This is a genomic window from Thermosynechococcus sp. OHK43 (genome assembly GCF_014466085.1).
Lineage (GTDB): Bacteria > Cyanobacteriota > Cyanobacteriia > Thermosynechococcales > Thermosynechococcaceae > Thermosynechococcus.
In genome coordinates this window covers 1-16,411 of the sequence record NZ_JACOMP010000230.1, presented here as the reverse complement: position 1 = coordinate 16,411, position 16,411 = coordinate 1, and the positions used below count along the sequence as shown (strand labels likewise).

The following is a 16,411-nucleotide window of genomic DNA, read 5'->3' as shown; positions in this document are numbered from 1 at the left end:
CCGGTGGACTTGACTAGCCAGATTTTTCCCTTGGCCAGCGATCGCTTTTGCCTTGCCCTTTGGTATCTAGCCGATAAACACTGGCAATGGTTGTGGCAGACGACCCATACCCCAGAAACGGCGACGCTGCTGCACCAGTTGGATGATCTTGCCCGTGCCAATGGCTATGAGGTCAATCGCTTAGTCTTGGATAAAGAACCCGTAACCGCTTGGGTAAAATTGATGCTTGACCCGCAGACAAGGACAGGCTTGGTCTCTGATGTGGCCGCCGCCTATGGGCAACGGGGCGATCGCCTAATACTGGCATCTTCCCTATCGGTATTTTCCCAGCATCAAAGTAAAAAACTCTCTTGGTTGCCAGAGCACCTGTTGCGACAGCGACAAGGGATTCATGGGCTGATCTATGCCCGCTGGCCGCAGCTATTTGCCCCCTTGAGCCAGCGTTGGCCCTTACTTCAGTACCTCAATGGCATTACCGCCGGCTGGTTAGAACGTCTGCAAAGCCTTACTTTGGTGAATTATGGCGTTCGCGATCGCCTGCAACACCTAGAACTGATTCTCAGCAGCAAAAACGCTTAGAACTGTTAACAAATCCTTAGTAGGCCTGTTATCAATTGTTGTGCCGCCCTGGTTCAGGATTGGGTAAAGTAGGGAGTATTATGTTTGCAGACTGGGGTAAATATGACATCAGTCCTCGATGCGACCAATCGCGATCGCTTAATTGAAAGTGAAAGTTTAGCAGCCCGTACCCTACAGGAACGGTTGCGACTGGTGGAAGAGGTCTTGGTCGATGTCTTGGCGGCAGAATCGGGTCAAGAATTGGTTGATCTATTGCGGCGCTTAGGTGCTCTCTCTTCGCCGGAAGGTCATGTGCTCCATGCCCCAGAAGGGGAACTGCTCAAGCTCATTGAATCCCTCGAACTCAATCAAGCCATTAGAGCGGCCCGCGCTTTTAACCTCTACTTTCAAATTATTAACATCGTTGAGCAGCACTACGAACAACAATACAACCGCGAACGCGCTGCCCAAGAGAGATTGCGGCGCCGCAGCGTCATGAGTGAACCGATTTCCGGTGTCAGTGGTGAAGGTTTTCCGCTGCCTCATAATGCTGCCAACGCAACGGCTGTGCGCAGTGGGCCGAGTGAACGCCTAGAGCATAGTCTCTACGAAGCCATTCCCGCTACTCAGCAGTATGGTTCCTTTGCTTGGCTCTTTCCTCGGCTGCAGATGCTGAATGTGCCGCCGCGCCATATTCAAAAGCTTTTGGATCAACTGGACATTAAGCTGGTTTTTACTGCTCACCCGACGGAGATTGTACGGCAAACAATTCGTGATAAGCAGCGGCGGGTTGCCCGATTACTCGAGCAACTGGATGTGCTAGAGGGGGCTTCTGCACACCTGACGGATTGGAATGCCCAAACTCTACGGGCACAACTGATGGAGGAAATTCGCCTCTGGTGGCGCACGGATGAGTTGCACCAATTTAAGCCGGAAGTGCTTGATGAGGTGGAATACACCCTCCACTACTTCAAGGAGGTAATTTTTGCTGTCATTCCCAAGCTCTATCGGCGCCTGGAGCAGTCATTGCATGAAACCTTTCCCACGCTTGAGCCCCCCCGTCACAATTTCTGCCGCTTTGGTTCTTGGGTGGGGGGCGATCGCGATGGCAATCCCTATGTCAAACCAGAAGTAACGTGGCAAACCGCCTGCTATCAGCGCAACTTAGTTCTTGAGGAATATATTAAGTCCGTTGAGCGCTTAATCAATTTGCTCAGCCTGTCCCTGCACTGGTGCGATGTGCTGCCGGATTTGCTAGATTCCCTTGAGCAGGATCAGCGGCAACTCCCTAGTATCTATGACCAGTATGCGGTGCGCTATCGGCAGGAACCCTACCGCCTGAAACTGGCCTATGTGCTCAAACGGCTGCAAAATACCCGCGATCGCAACCGGGCGCTGCAAACCTACTGCATTCGCCGCCATGAGGCGGAAGAGTTAAATAATGGGCAGTTTTACTGCCACGGTGAAGAATTCTTGGCAGAATTGCTGCTAATTCAGCGTAACCTCAAGGAAACAGGACTGGCCTGCCGCGAATTGGATGATTTGATTTGCCAAGTGCAGGTCTTTGGCTTTAATTTGGCAGCCTTGGATATTCGCCAAGAAAGCACCTGTCACGCTGAGGCCCTCAATGAAATTACCGCCTATTTGGGTATTCTCCCCTGTCCCTATACAGAACTCTCAGAAACCGAACGCACTCGCTGGCTCCTCAGTGAACTCTCGACCCGTCGCCCCTTGATTCCGGGGGAACTCCCCTTTAGCGATCGCACCAATGAAATCATTGAAACATTCCGCATGGTGCGGCAACTCCAGCAGGAATTTGGCACCGATTTGTGCAATACCTACATCATCAGCATGAGCCACGAGGTCAGCGATCTGTTGGAGGTACTCCTCTTTGCCAAGGAGGCAGGCCTCTTTGATCCAGCCACTGGAGCTAGTACCCTGCAAGCCATTCCTCTGTTTGAAACGGTCGAAGATCTCAAACACGCCCCGGCGGTGCTGACGCAACTATTCTCTCTCCCCTTTTGCCGGAGCTATCTTGGAAGCAACAGTACCCCCTTTCTGCAGGAGGTCATGCTGGGCTATTCCGACAGCAATAAGGATTCCGGCTTTCTCAGTAGCAACTGGGAAATTTACAAGGCGCAGCAACAGCTCCAGAAAATTGCTGAGAATTTTGGCTTCCAACTGCGCATTTTCCACGGTCGGGGTGGCTCAGTGGGTCGGGGTGGTGGACCTGCCTATGCAGCGATTTTGGCGCAGCCAGCGCAAACGATTAAGGGACGAATCAAGATTACTGAGCAAGGGGAGGTACTGGCTTCCAAATACTCGTTGCCGGAACTAGCGCTCTTTAACCTCGAAACAGTGGCCACAGCGGTAATCCAAGCTAGTTTGCTGCGCAGTAGTATTGATGAAATTGAGCCTTGGCACGAGATTATGGAGGAGTTGGCCACGCGATCGCGCCAGTGCTATCGCCATCTCATCTATGAGCAGCCAGAATTCATTGAATTCTTTAACGAAGTCACCCCAATCCAAGAGATTAGCCAACTGCAAATTAGCTCACGGCCAACACGGCGGGGGGGCAAGAAAACCCTTGAGAGCCTGCGGGCAATTCCTTGGGTCTTTAGTTGGACGCAAACCCGTTTCCTGCTGCCGGCTTGGTATGGTGTGGGTACTGCCCTAAAGGAATTCCTTGAGGAAAAACCCGCTGAGCATCTTTCCCTCTTGCGCTACTTCTACTACAAATGGCCTTTCTTCCGCATGGTGATTTCTAAGGTTGAGATGACCCTTGCCAAGGTCGATCTAGAGATTGCCCGCTACTATGTCCAAGAACTCAGCCAGCCCCAAAACCGTGAAGCCTTCTTCCGCCTCTACGATCAGATTGCTCAGGAACATCGCCTGACCACGGAATTAGTGCTCACGATTACTGGCCATGAGCGGCTACTCGATGGGGATCCGGCGCTTCAGCGATCAGTGCAACTGCGCAATCGCACCATTGTTCCTTTGGGGTTCCTGCAAGTATCTCTTTTGAAACGGCTGCGCCAGCACAATAGCCAAACTACCTCTGGGGCAATTTTGCGCTCCCGCTATGGTCGGGGTGAATTGCTCCGGGGGGCACTCTTGACCATCAATGGCATAGCAGCGGGGATGCGCAATACGGGCTAAGCAACGGCAAGGGTGAATCATGACCCCGATGACCTGCACATTAACCCTATCTCCGGAGTTAATGCAAATCAGCGTTGAGGACTATCACTGTTGAGCTAGGCCTTTGGGAGGAAGATGACCCTATTGAACCAGTGCGGGGGGGACTGATCAAGATGGCTGTTGGGGGATAGCCCCCGAAACCTGTATTACCCAACTGCTGCCGGTCTTAATGCCAATGTTTGGTGATAGGGCAACCCTGCGCTGTTAACCACTGGTTGTAATTTCAGTTCACAGTGAACCTGGGCTAGATATTACCCTTGTTGATAATCTTAGGATCGCCCCTTGCAATTGGTGCTCGATGCCGAGGCATAGATTCCCCCCTATTGGCTTTTGAACCTGGTGGATCGACCCCTTAAAGCAACAGTGAACCTGAGCAAATAACAACGACAACTTGAGTTAGCTGAATCGCCGCATTTTGCCGGCAACCGGAGCGATTCCCGAACGACTTTGCGCCTTGAGTCGTAATCTTTCCCTAGACTGCTGTAGAAACCTTAACAGTTGCGGTTTTGGGAAATACCCCTGATATAATCGCAACGATTCTCTTGTTGACGACGCTATGAGCCACTGGCAACGAATTACAGGTGGTGTGACTGCCGCCAAAGGGTATCGAGCTGCGGGAATAACGGCAGGACTCAAAGCTTCAGGAGCACCGGATTTGGCATTGATTGTTTCCGATGTGCCAGCGATCGCCGCTGGGGTATTTACGACAAACCATATGTGTGCCGCACCCGTCAGCTACTGTCGGCAGCGGTTACAAACCAAGGGAACGGCGCAGGCCATTTTGTGTAATTCGGGTCAGGCCAATGCCGCCACGGGAGAACAGGGCTGGCAGGCGGTTTTGGCCCAAGCGGATATGGTGGCAACGGCCTTGGGGCTCAGTCCAGAGATGGTGCTTGTGGCCTCCACTGGGGTCATTGGTCAACCCATTCCCCTCGAAAAAATGCGCCAAGCGCTGCCAACCCTGACGGCAAACTTGAGTGATGGTGGTGGCGAGGCTGCTGCTCGGGCAATTATGACAACAGATTTAGTACCCAAGCAAATTGCTCTTGAAGCCGAGTGGGAGGGGCAAACCATTCGCATTGGTGGGATGGCCAAGGGGTCGGGAATGATTCACCCGAAGATGGCAACGATGCTGGCCTTTATTACTTGTGATGCCGCCGTGTCTCCCCATCTGTGGCAGGAGATGCTACAGCGCGCCTGCGATCGCTCCTTCAATCAAATTACTGTGGATAGCGACACCAGTACCAATGACAGTGTAATTGCTTTGGCCAATGGACAATCCCGTACTCCGGCGATCGCGGAGCCGGGAGCAGCCGCCACCCGCCTTGAAGAAATGCTGACGGCTGTTTGTGTACATTTAGCGAAGGCGATCGCCCGCGATGGGGAGGGGGCAACTTGCCTCATTGAAGTACAAGTGAGCGGTGCCAGTGATGATACCGCTGCCCGTCAAGTGGCCAGAACCATTGCAAGTTCAATGCTGGTCAAGTCGGCTATCTATGGCCGAGATCCCAACTGGGGACGCATTGCTGCCGCTGCGGGTTATGCCGGGGTGCCCTTTGATGCCAGTAATCTGGCCATTTCCCTGGGGGGCATTGCCATGATGCGCCAAGGTCAGCCTTTACCTTTCGATCGCGCTGCTGCCCATGCCTATTTAGTTCAGCAAGCCGCCGCCAGTAGGGATGCCAGTGGTCAGCAATCCATTGACCATCCTGTGGTGATTGAGGTAAGTATTGGCCGCGGTAGTGGTCAAGGGGTCGCTTGGGGCTGCGATCTCAGCTACGATTACATTAAAATTAACGCTGAATACACGACTTAACTGTCCGTTACGAGTGGGAGCCGGCGATCGCCACCAATCGCAACAAAAACAAAAAAGACCAACCAGGGACATTGTCAGCAGAAGTGAAAATCTTAATTATCGAAGACGATAGGACAATTGCGAGCTTAGTTGCCGAATCCCTAGCACATCAGCAGTACATTGTTGAAAGTGTCCATGATGCAGAGACGGGGCTTGACTATTTAGAAGCCAGCCCTTTTGACCTCCTTATCTTAGACCTCGGCTTACCTCGCATGGACGGTCTCAGCTTTTGCCAAATAATTCGCCAAAAAGGCCACTCACTTCCTATTCTGATGCTGACCGCTCGAGACACCAGTAGCGATAAAGTCATTGGCCTTGATGCGGGTGCCGATGACTACATTGTCAAGCCCTTTGATCTCCCTGAACTCTTGGCCAGAGTCCGTGCCCTATTGAGGCGCAAGCCACTACCCTTCACCCCTACTCTTCACTGGGGTGCCCTCGTTCTTGAGCTCGATAGCACTAAAGTAATGTACAACCATCAAGAGTTGCATCTTACACCCAAAGAGTATGCCATCTTAGAGGTGTTATTGCGCCATGGCAGCCGTATTCTGAGCCGCTCAGCTATTGTGGATCATGCTTGGCCTTTTGATGAGATGCCAGGTGAGGAAACGGTTAAAGTCCACTTAAGAAGCCTACGTCATAAGTTGAAAGCAGTAGGGGCCCCTGCTAATTTTATTGAGACTGTCTATGGTTTTGGCTATCGGCTTAATCCGAACTTCCAATCGCAAACTTAGTCAGCTGCGAAATCGCCTATTTCTCGTATACTTTCTACTGATTAATGGCATCTTATCTATTTCTTCATTGACCATTTACTCCTTGATTGTTGCTCAGCGCTTTAATCAATTAAATACCAATCTCAGGGAAGTGGGAAATTGGTCTGCCAATATTTTTTCTATTCTTCAACATGAATACGAAGAATTAAAGAAGCGGCCGGAGTATAAAGCATATGTCCCTAGAAATGAATTGGGGGTTTTACAGCCAATAACTGTTTCACAATTAATGGGTAAGTACTATTTCAGTTCTGTCTATGAAGTTATAGAGAGCCCTCGAATTAACCTTTCCCAAGGTATTCAGTGGTACGATAAGGATAGAAATCTAATTCTATACGAAGGAAAGAGATTTGGGAAGATCAACTTCCCCGATGATCTTCCTGCCTCTGGAACCATCATCGAAGCAAATCAATATCAGCGTTTTCTTCTACCGGTACATGCAACTCCGATTCAACCAGGGCAGCAGAGTCAAATTCTTGGCTACGTCTGTGTTATACAATCTACCGCTGAATTGGAAGAAGAGATTAACTATTTAAGACATGTTTTTCTATTAAATATCCTATGTATTAGCACGCTGACACTCCTTGCGGCATCTTGGTTAACTCGTAAAAATCTGGAACCAATTGTTGTTTCACTAAATCAAATCAAACAATTTACTGCGGATGCCTCTCATCAATTGCGCCATCCTCTAACGGCCATTCAAGCTTCTATTTCACTCCTAGAAATTTACTTAAATAATCTTGATTCTCCCCATTTAAATAAGGTTAAAGTTATCTCATTGGCTTGCCAGCAGATGAGTGCTTTGATTAATAAGCTTCTGATGTTGGCCCGCATGGATAACAACATATTGGATCAGAGTCAATGGGTTGAAATTGACTTAGATGAGTTATTGGATTCACTAATTGAACTGAACCGCGATCGCGCCGAAAGAAGAGGGATTCATCTGACTTATCAATGCGAGACTAATACCTATGTCCGTGGACATCCTCAACAAATTTATGAAATTTTTAGCAATCTTTTAGATAATGCGCTTCAGTACACTTCCGATCGTGGGGCGATCACTGTTTGCCTTAGAAACCAAGGGGCTTTTGCCATTGTTGAAATTCAGGATACCGGCATTGGAATTGCTCCTCAAGATCTACCCCACATTTTTGACCGATTCTGGCGCTCCGAGGAAGCAAGGCTACATTACGCCCAAGGCTCAGGATTAGGTTTGACGGTGGTTAAGACACTCGTTGATCACTATGGTGGGACCGTCAGTGTCTACAGTCAGCAACATCAGGGAACAACATTTGTTATCAAGCTGCCTGCGGCATAAGCATCCTTTCCAAGATTTTTACTTTCTCTTGCTAGGGTTGGGAAGAAACGCAGCATTGAACATTCTAAGGAGTAGTCTGCAATGAATTCTTCACAAGCTGTCCGCCTGTTTCTTTCCCTAGGGCTAGCAACGACCCTAGCTAGTTGCCAAACTCCTAATGCTGGCGGTGAAGAGGGAGGAACATCCTATCGGGTTCCCTCTGTTCCCGGCGCCTCTGCCACTGCTGTCAGCGGCAAACCAACCGGAGGCTTTAGCATTTACCTGATGGCCGGACGCGGTGAACGGGGCGAACGGGGTGAATATGGTGAACGGGGTGAACGGGGTGAACGGGGTGAATATGGCGAACGCGGTCGTTATCGATTTTGGCAGTCATAAGTTGTCTTGTTTTTGTGAGTCAAGCTCTCTTCCGAGCACTTGAGTTGTAGTGCAGCCACAATGGGGCAGGCTAGTTGCTCTGCCCCGCAGAGCAGAAAGATTCCTATGACTATCCTGTGGATACCCATCAAGAAAAGTACCCTATGCTACTGCAAATTGATCAATTACTCAGCACTCAGGAATTGAGCCGGCTAAATACACTCCTACAAGCCGGGGTGTTTGAGGACGGCAAATGGACTGCCGGGATTTATGCCAAAACGGTTAAAGACAATCAACAACTGGTGCAGGAGGGGCAGGAGTACCAAGTTGCCTCGGAAATAGTGCGCTCTGCCCTAGGGAGAAATCGGCTCTTTCAAACCTATGTCCAGCCCAAGATGATTGGTTCCCTTCTGTTTAGCCGCTACGAGGCAGGCATGGCCTATGGTACCCATATGGACAATGCCCTGATGGGAAGTGGTGATCAATTGAGGCGCTCTGATCTTTCCCTAACGATTTTTCTAAATGATCCTTTGACCTACGAAGGAGGGGCATTGGTTCTCGATACCAGCCTAGGAGAGCAGTATTTTAAGCTACCTGCGGGATCAATGATTGTTTATCCTTCTATCTTTCTCCATCGCGTGGAGGCAGTAAGTAAGGGGGTGCGCCTGGTGGCAGTTGCCTGGGTGCAAAGTTTGATTCGTGATCCCCTAGAGCGGGAACTGCTCTTTGAGTTAGATACGGTTCGCCACAGCATTTTTGAAAAGCAGGGAAAGACCGTAGAGTTTGATCTCCTGTGCAAGGTGTACTCTAACTTGCTGCGGAAATGGGCTGAAATTTAATTTGCTGCGTTCTTTTGATGAAGATGAACATCCGTCACCTACATCGTCAACTAGCGATCGCTCTGTTTTTACCCTTAGGGCTAACCGCTTGTACGGGGCTGGCCTATCGTCTAGGCCGTAGTTGGTTCAATCTATCAAAGGACTTTGGTAGAGCGATGATGGCAATCCATACGGGTAGCTGTCTGGGGGAATGGTTTAGTTGCGTTTATATGCTCTTGCTCAGCTGGGCCGTGGTTGTCTTGATTGTCAGCGGCTTCAGGTTAATTAATCCGCGGCTTCTAAAACGTCCCCTTTCTTCTGCCAAGAGGAATATAAAAGTGAGGGTAATACATCAATATGGCGCCTTGTTTCTCCTTCTACCATTGCTAATCAGTGCCATCACAGGAGTGATGTATCATTTGAGTCGCTATTGGCTGGGGTTGCCGAAGGAAAGGGTGGCTATTTTATTACAGGTCCATGAAGGGGCCTATCTGGGCGCAGCCCTAAAACCCCTCTACGTCTTGCTGCTGGGTATGGCTTTGCTCCTGATGTTTTTCACCGGCTGGCGGATGTTACGCCAACGACCCGCCTAACTTGGCCAGCAGTGCTTCCTCAATTTCCCCCTGTAGCGGCTCTGGCGTAATATCACTGAGCTGCTCAAGGGCAAAGGCCTTCACCAGTAAATCCCGTGCTTGGCGCTGATCAAGGCCGCGACTGCGCAGGTAAAAGAGGTCCTCTGCGGCCAGTTGACTGACGGTGGCACCGTGGGAGCACTTGACGTCATCGGCCACAATTTCCAGTTGTGGTTTGGTATCCACACGGGCTTTGTCGGAGAGCAGCAGCGTGCGATTGAGCTGGCTGGCATCCGTGAGTTGCGCCACTTGGGGCACGATCACTCGGCCATTGAAGATGCCATGGGCGCGATCGCCAAGAATGCACTTGTGAATCTGTTCACTCCTGCTGTGGGGAGCATGGAAGAGCACTGCCGAGTGGGTGTCCACGATCTGCTCATCCATGGCGATCGCTAGCCCCTTCAGGATTGTCTGGCTACCACTGCCTTGGATCTGCACCTGCCAATGATGGCGACTCAAGCATCCCCCCAAATCAATGGCGTGCCCCTGATAGTAGCTATCGCGCTCCTGGCGGACGGCTGTCTGCCCAATGTGAATTGCCGTCGGCGATTGGTGTTGAATTCGCACGTGGTGCAAGCAAGCAGCGGCACCTAGGGAAATTTCCGTCACAGTGTTGGTGAACTGTTGATCACCGGTGAGGGACAAAAAGCGCTCAATCAGGCTAACTTGACCGTGGGCAGCCACTTCAACGGTAAGGCGGGGTGAGACCACACTCTGCTGCTGCCGACTACTGACAAAGAACACCTCCACCGGCTCCCTGAGATGTCCTGATAGGCGCAGACACAACCGCTCTGCCAGCATTGCGGCATTGAGGTCACTGAAGACCTCCGGGGGGGCGATCGCCGGCAGGGAGGGGGACAATAACTCAACCCCCGTGGCATCCATACGGGAGAGTTCCCCGCAAAAATAGCCATCAATCAGGACAATCTGGGCAATGCTTGGAAAACTGCGTTCGCACAGTAAATGCCGCACCTCAGCAACAATTTCAGGGTTGAGGGGGGCAAGGGGCGGTTCAAAGGAGCGCGTCCGTAAAACCGATAAATCCGTAAAGCGCCAATCCTCATCACGGGGGGTCGGCAAGGTTTGCTCATGGAGGCGATCGCGGGCAGTTTGGCGTAGCACTGCCAGCTCAGGGTGGCGCAGGGGCGGGGCTAAGTTCAATAGGTCATTGAGCTCATTGGTGCAACTGGCCTTGGGCAGATCCGCTTGATCGGAATTGGCATTGACTGCAATTGTCATGATGTAGCCACCTCCTCTTCGCGAACCCAGTCATAGCCCCGTGCTTCCAGTTCTAGTGCCAGTTCCTTTGGCCCCGTGAGGACAATGCGCCCTCCCTCCATGACATGGACATAGTCGGGCACGATGTAGTCCAACAGCCGCTGATAGTGGGTAATGAGCAGAATGCAGTTGTCGGGGCGAGTGAGTTGGTTGACACCGTTGGCAACAATGCGCAGGGCATCAATATCAAGCCCAGAGTCCGTTTCATCAAGGATGGCAAGGGTTGGTTCCAGCAGGGCCATTTGCAAAATTTCATTGCGCTTTTTCTCACCGCCAGAGAAGCCCTCATTCACCCCCCGATTGAGGAAGCCTTCATCTAGCTTCACCAGTTCGAGTTTCTGCCGCACCAAATCATCAAAATCAAAGGCATCCAGTTCATCGCGGCCTTGGTGCTTACGCTTGGCATTGTAGGCTACCCGCAAAAAGTCGAGGTTGCTCACCCCCGGAATTTCAAGGGGGTATTGAAAGGCCAAAAAGATCCCTTCGCGGGCACGCTCTTCGGGGGGCAAGTCCAGGAGATTTTTGCCTTTGTAGAGGACTTCGCCACCCGTTACCGTGTAGTCGGGATGACCTGCGAGAATTTTGGAGAAGGTGCTTTTGCCGGAGCCATTGGGTCCCATGATGGCATGAATTTCTCCCGCGCGAATCGTCAAGTTGAGCCCTTTGAGAATGGGGGTGTCCTCCACACTGGCTGTTAACTTTCTAACTTCTAAAATGACTTCGCTGTCGGGACGAATCACGCCTTACCTCCCCTGCATCGTTCATAATTTTTTAATGTAGCGCAGCGGGCGGGCGATCGCGATTGAGTTTCTTGGCACAAGAGCATTGATCACAACAGCCCGCCCAGAACTGGCACCGCTGTTCAACAATGTCCGCAAACAATGTCCACAGGAGAAAACCAACCACTTCCCTATGGCACTCTCCACAGCCACGATTCCCGAACTTGACCGCCTCCACCAGCAGGCCGGCCGCTGGCAATCCCTCTCCCCGCGGCAGCGGATTCCCTATTTGAAAGCGGTTAAGGCCCTGGCTCGCCGCCATGCCACAGAGTGGGTTACCCTAGCCTGTCAAATCAAGGGGATTGATCCCCAAGGCGCCTGGGCAGGGGAAGAGTGGACAACAGGCCCTCTGGGACTGATTCTCAAGCTGGATCACTATCTCTATGCCCTGCGTCACGAGGCAACTCCCCCCGTACCCCGCTGGCGAACCGCCCCCACCGGTCAGGCGATCGCTGAGATTCTGCCGCGCAATTGGCAAGAGCGCTTACTCTGGTTTGGGGTGAAAGCGGCAGTTTGGCTCCAACCCAATCACCCCCCAACTCAAGGCAGTGCCTACCGTAACCCACCCCCACCGGGAGTTGCTGTCGTGCTGGGGGCGGGCAATATTACATCCTTGTGCTTGGCGGATGCCCTCTATCAACTCGTGGTGGCCAATCGAGTGGCACTCCTGAAGATGAATCCCCTCTTGGCTCCCTTGACGGAGTGTTTTCGTAAGATTTGTGCGCCCCTGATTGAGGCGGGCTTCCTCGAGATCATGGAGGGGGATGCCGCCCTAGGCGAAGCCCTCTGCCACCATCCCTTGACGCAGCACATTCACATTACGGGGTCCCACCACACCTACAATCGTCTGCTCTGGGGAGAAACGGCGGCTGAGCAGGCCATTCGCAAGGCGCGCCAATGCCCCAAGCTGAGGAAACCCGTAACGGCAGAATTGGGAAATGTCACGCCCTTGCTGATGGTCCCCGGGCAGTGGACGGAGTCTGAACTAGTGTATCAAGCCCGCCAAGTGGCCAGTGCCCTTGTTCACAATGCCAGCTTCAACTGCATTGGGGCGCAAATCCTGGTCACTGCTGCGGGATGGCCGCAGCGCGAGGCCTTCCTCAACGCCCTAAAGGTACAACTGCAAGGGATTCCGTCGCGTCCTGCTTACTATCCGGGGGCGATCGCCCGCTATGAATCGTTTTTGGCGGATTATCCCCAAGCCACGGTGCTGAGTCCTGCGGTGGAAGGCACGATTCCTTGGACCCTGATTGAAGGCCTCACCCCGACGGCGAATCCTCGGATTTTCCGCGAAGAGGTCTTTTGTGGTTTGTTGGCAGAGGTGCAACTGCCCGTCAATGATGCCCCTGCCTACCTTGCCACTGCGGTGACCTTTGTCAATGAGCGGCTCTGGGGCACCCTTGGCTGTAGTCTAATCATTGATCCACGGACCGAGGCCAGCTATGCAGAGGCACTGGAGCGGGCGATCGCCCAACTGCGCTACGGTTCCATTGCCATTAATGCCTGGGTCTCCTTGGCCTATGGGTTGGGCTGTACCCCCTGGGGCGCCTTTCCTGGCCATAGGCCAGCGGCCATTGGTTCTGGGGTGGGCGTCGTTCACAATAGCTTCCTGTTTGACTATCCCGAAAAAGCCGTGGTTCGTGTGCCCTTCCAGTTACCGGTGACTCCTCCTTGGTTCTATGGCCATCGCACCCTACCTCAACTGGCTCAGGCGGTCATGGACATTTACGCTGGCGGCAATCCCTTGGCTTGGCTCTCCCTCTTGACAGCGGCTCTGCGGGGCTAGGCTCATACCCGCAGGGTGACAGTGGTTCCCCCTGGGGGCAGTTCAAACTCGCGGGTCTGGGTTTGGCCTTGGGCGGTAACGGTTAAGCGATAGCGACCGAGGTAGCCGCGGCCCTGCCATTGTCCTTGGGCATTGGTGCGACCGGTCACCCTAGTCCACCAGTCTTCAAAGAGGAGCTTGCGGTAGGCGATCGCCGCTGGCTTGGCAGAAAAATCTTGGCGATAGAGTCCCGCCTGCGGACGCCAATGGTTCCCTGCCCAAAAGCCCCAAAGCAAAATTTCCTGGACGGCGGGGTGGGCAAAACCAAGGCGGTAAATCTGGCGCAGGGTCTGGGCCTGCTGTTGCTCATCGGGCAAGCTCACACTCACTTCGGTAATTTTTAAGGGCAGATTGAACTGGGCAAGGGTATCGAGGGCACGCTGCATTTTGGCCTCATCCAAGGGAGATTCCAGATGGGCTTGAATACCAATACCGCCAAGGGGCACCCCTTGGGTCAAGAGACTGCGAATCTGCTCAACATAGTCCTTTAGGCGATCGCCCTCAATAATGCCGTAGTCGTTGACATAGAGAACGGCTTCGGGATTGCCCTCACGGCACCAGTCAAACATCTCCTTAACAATGCCCTCACCAAGGCGACTGCGGAAAAAATTGCCATGGAGCATTTCATTGTTGACATCAAATTCGTTGATGCGACCGCGATAGTGGCGACAGACGGTCATGGCATGGTTTTGAACTGCTGCGCGCAATTGCTCGGGTGGCAGTGTTTTCAGCCAAGGGGGATTAAACTGCTCCACTTCCCAAAAGAGGGTATGCCCCCGCATTGGCCAGCCCTGCGCCTCTACCCAGTTCAAGATAGTGTCAGCCATGGTAAAGTCCAGCTTGCCCTGCTCTGGCTCCAATTGATACCACTTGAGGGCATTTTCATGAACCGCAGCGTTGAAGTTTTCCTGAGCCGTCTGCTTGTACCAAAGGGCAGCGGGGGGTGGGCTGGGGCGAAACATCTCCGTATCGAGGGCAACGCCAAAGGGGAAGGCGTGGCTTTGCTGTGCCAGTTCGATGCGGGCATTGGGAATCGGACGACCTTGGGCATTCTCAACCACGACGGTAAGGGGCGCCTGTCGCAACTGCTCAATTTTCTGGCTGAGGGTATCGGTGGCCACAGAAGAGAAAGAGGTACCACAGGCAACCACTAAAAGAGCCGCTAGGCAACTCAACCGAAGAAAACGGCGCCAGTTCAGCATAGATGATGACCTTTTGCGATGAGAATTTCACACGGATTGCATCTCTAAATTGCATTCCTAATAGGTCACTTGAATCCCCCGTTGGCGCAGTTGTTCCACAAAAAACTCTTCTAGGGTGGGGCGAGCCAGGCGCAGTTGTAGGATTTTGCCGCCCATTTCTTCAACGAGAGCAAGGAAGCGTTGTAGGGGAATTTTGATCACGCCTTGCCAGCGATCGCCCTGAATTTCTAGGGAATAGAGCCATTCCTGAAGGCCGTCCACATGGCCCCCTTTGCCGACCACATGATAGGCTTGGCTGCTGCCGAGGAGTTCATCAACCGTACCTGCGCAAATCAGTTCCCCCTGTGCCAAAATGCCAACGCGATCGCAAATGGCTTCCACATCCGCCAGCACATGGCTATTGAAGAAAATTGTTTTGCCCTGCTGTTTTAGGGAAAGAATGATCTCGCGAATTTGGTAGCGGCCAAGGGGGTCGAGGCCCGACATCGGTTCATCTAAAAAGACCACTTCGGGATCGTTAATTAGAGCTTGCGCCAATCCCACCCGCTGCACCATCCCCTTTGAATAGCGGCGCATTTGCTTTTTGCGGGCATCCTTGAGATTGAGGCCAACCATTTCCAATAGCAGGGGAATGCGTTTTTTGCGGGTGGCGGCACTGAGGCCAAAGAGGCCTGCCGTAAACTCTAGGAACTCCCAAGCAGTCAAATAGTCGTAGAAGTAGGGATTTTCCGGTAGGTAGCCAATCCGCTGCCGCACAGCGCGATCGCCCAAGGGATATCCCAGCAGCGTACCGTGGCCAGCCGTGGGTCGCACCAGCCCCAAAAGAATTTTTAAGAGGGTGGTCTTGCCCGCTCCATTAGGCCCCAGCAGGCCAAAGGTTTCCCCTGGCTGGACTTGCAGCGAGACAGACTTGAGGGGCGTCAGCACTGTCTGTAGCCAGAAACCAGTGCGGTAGGATTTTTGTAGGTGCTCAACTGCCACTACAGGGGGGCGATCGCCCGCAGCGCTAATCACCATAGCGGGGAGTCACCTCAGGAAGAACGGGGACGATGAAAATGCAAACCCACCAAAGCATCGTAGAGAAAGGGCAGGAAATTCCCTGGTTCCAATATACCAAGGGTTTGTTTGCAACCGTGAGCATCGAGGAGAGGTTTGACGGCGTAGTAGGCGGGCTGCACCTTGTACCAAGGGATATTCGGCCAGAGGTGATGGATCAGGTGATAGTTTTGGCCAAAAATGAGGATGTTGAGGACACGACTGGGATAGACCCGCGCATTGTGCCAGCGATCGCGCTCCGTGTGGGGACGATGGGGAAAATAGTCAAAAAACAGCCCCAGCATCAAACCCACAACCCCAGCGGGTAGGAACCAATAGTTCAAAATGTAGTCCAAATAGCCATTGAGGGCCGCAAAGGTGACAAGCCCCACCAGCGTTAGGCGGCTGAGGAACCACTCCAGCAGTTCATACTTGCGCCAAAGCCGCCGCTTAAAAAAGAAAACCTCATGGTAGAAAAAGCGGGGCGCAATTAACCACAGCGGCCCCCCCTTGGAAACGTAGTGATCAGGGTCATTTTCGGGATCATTGACATGGGCATGGTGCTGCATGTGCACGCGGGTAAAGACCGGAAAAACAAACCCCAACATCAAGGCACTGCCATGGCCCATGATGGCATTCATGATGCGATTGCTGTGGGCAACATTGTGGGAGGCATCGTGGATCACTGTGCCCATCAGGTGCAAGGCTAACATATTGGCCACAAATGAGACCCAGCCCGGCCAGTGACCTTGAAAGTAGCTCCAGGTGGATAGAATAGCGATCGCAAAT

14 protein-coding genes are annotated in these 16,411 nt (G+C 52.6%); 9 read left to right on the top strand and 5 right to left on the bottom strand.

The genetic code is table 11. From position 1 onward, the window contains the following. The 8 genes from H8Q75_RS09740 to H8Q75_RS09705 all read left to right on the top strand — a co-directional run. Positions 1-579, top strand: a 579-nt coding sequence (locus H8Q75_RS09740) for a DUF3352 domain-containing protein (RefSeq protein ID WP_297041363.1), incomplete at its 5' end; no start/stop codon positions are given. Between the two features lie 102 nt (positions 580-681). Beyond that, complete coding sequence (gene ppc, locus H8Q75_RS09735; RefSeq protein WP_297041362.1) at positions 682-3,717, top strand: phosphoenolpyruvate carboxylase; 3,036 nt, start codon at positions 682-684, stop codon at positions 3,715-3,717. Between the two features lie 595 nt (positions 3,718-4,312). Further along, positions 4,313-5,572, top strand: coding sequence for a bifunctional glutamate N-acetyltransferase/amino-acid acetyltransferase ArgJ (gene argJ / locus H8Q75_RS09730; protein ID WP_297041360.1), 1,260 nt, complete (start codon positions 4,313-4,315; stop codon positions 5,570-5,572). Positions 5,573-5,655: 83 nt separating this feature from the next. After that, positions 5,656-6,345: a response regulator transcription factor gene (locus H8Q75_RS09725; RefSeq protein ID WP_024124944.1), complete on the top strand. Its 690-nt coding sequence runs from the start codon at positions 5,656-5,658 to the stop codon at positions 6,343-6,345. Beyond that, entirely contained in the window at positions 6,299-7,699 is a 1,401-nt protein-coding gene (locus tag H8Q75_RS09720) for a HAMP domain-containing sensor histidine kinase (RefSeq protein WP_297041357.1), read from the top strand. The genes H8Q75_RS09725 and H8Q75_RS09720 overlap by 47 nt, the downstream gene beginning before the upstream one ends. An 81-nt stretch (positions 7,700-7,780) precedes the next feature. Next, a complete protein-coding gene (locus H8Q75_RS09715) occupies positions 7,781-8,074 on the top strand; it encodes a hypothetical protein (protein WP_024124942.1) in 294 nt (97 codons plus the stop codon). 143 nt (positions 8,075-8,217) lie between these two features. Then, positions 8,218-8,892: a Fe2+-dependent dioxygenase gene (locus H8Q75_RS09710; RefSeq protein WP_041429631.1), complete on the top strand. Its 675-nt coding sequence runs from the start codon at positions 8,218-8,220 to the stop codon at positions 8,890-8,892. Between the two features lie 23 nt (positions 8,893-8,915). Beyond that, positions 8,916-9,464, top strand: a complete 549-nt coding sequence (locus tag H8Q75_RS09705) for a PepSY domain-containing protein (protein WP_297041354.1) — start codon at positions 8,916-8,918, stop codon at positions 9,462-9,464. Here H8Q75_RS09705 and sufD read toward each other — a convergent pair. Beyond that, complete coding sequence (gene sufD, locus H8Q75_RS09700) at positions 9,444-10,742, bottom strand: Fe-S cluster assembly protein SufD (protein ID WP_297041351.1); 1,299 nt, start codon at positions 10,740-10,742, stop codon at positions 9,444-9,446. The genes H8Q75_RS09705 and sufD overlap by 21 nt on opposite strands. Next, positions 10,739-11,521 carry a Fe-S cluster assembly ATPase SufC gene (gene sufC, locus H8Q75_RS09695; protein WP_297041350.1) on the bottom strand — a complete coding sequence of 261 codons (783 nt, stop codon included), beginning with the start codon at positions 11,519-11,521 and terminating at the stop codon, positions 10,739-10,741. Before sufC ends, sufD begins: the two co-directional genes overlap by 4 nt. A gap of 85 nt (positions 11,522-11,606) precedes the next feature. Between sufC and H8Q75_RS09690 the strand changes: the two genes are divergently transcribed. Then, entirely contained in the window at positions 11,607-13,346 is a 1,740-nt protein-coding gene (locus H8Q75_RS09690) for an aldehyde dehydrogenase family protein (protein WP_051372806.1), read from the top strand. 2 nt (positions 13,347-13,348) lie between these two features. Here H8Q75_RS09690 and H8Q75_RS09685 read toward each other — a convergent pair whose 3' ends face one another. The 3 genes from H8Q75_RS09685 to H8Q75_RS09675 form a co-directional block, all read right to left on the bottom strand. Beyond that, complete coding sequence (locus tag H8Q75_RS09685; RefSeq protein WP_024124936.1) at positions 13,349-14,587, bottom strand: endo-1,4-beta-xylanase; 1,239 nt, start codon at positions 14,585-14,587, stop codon at positions 13,349-13,351. A 57-nt stretch (positions 14,588-14,644) separates the two neighbouring features. Continuing rightward, positions 14,645-15,604 (bottom strand): ABC transporter ATP-binding protein, encoded by a 960-nt coding sequence (locus H8Q75_RS09680; RefSeq protein WP_024124935.1) that lies wholly within the window; start codon positions 15,602-15,604, stop codon positions 14,645-14,647. Positions 15,605-15,618: 14 nt separating this feature from the next. After that, positions 15,619-16,411, bottom strand: a 793-nt coding sequence (locus H8Q75_RS09675; RefSeq protein ID WP_297041347.1) for a fatty acid desaturase, incomplete at its 5' end; no start/stop codon positions are given.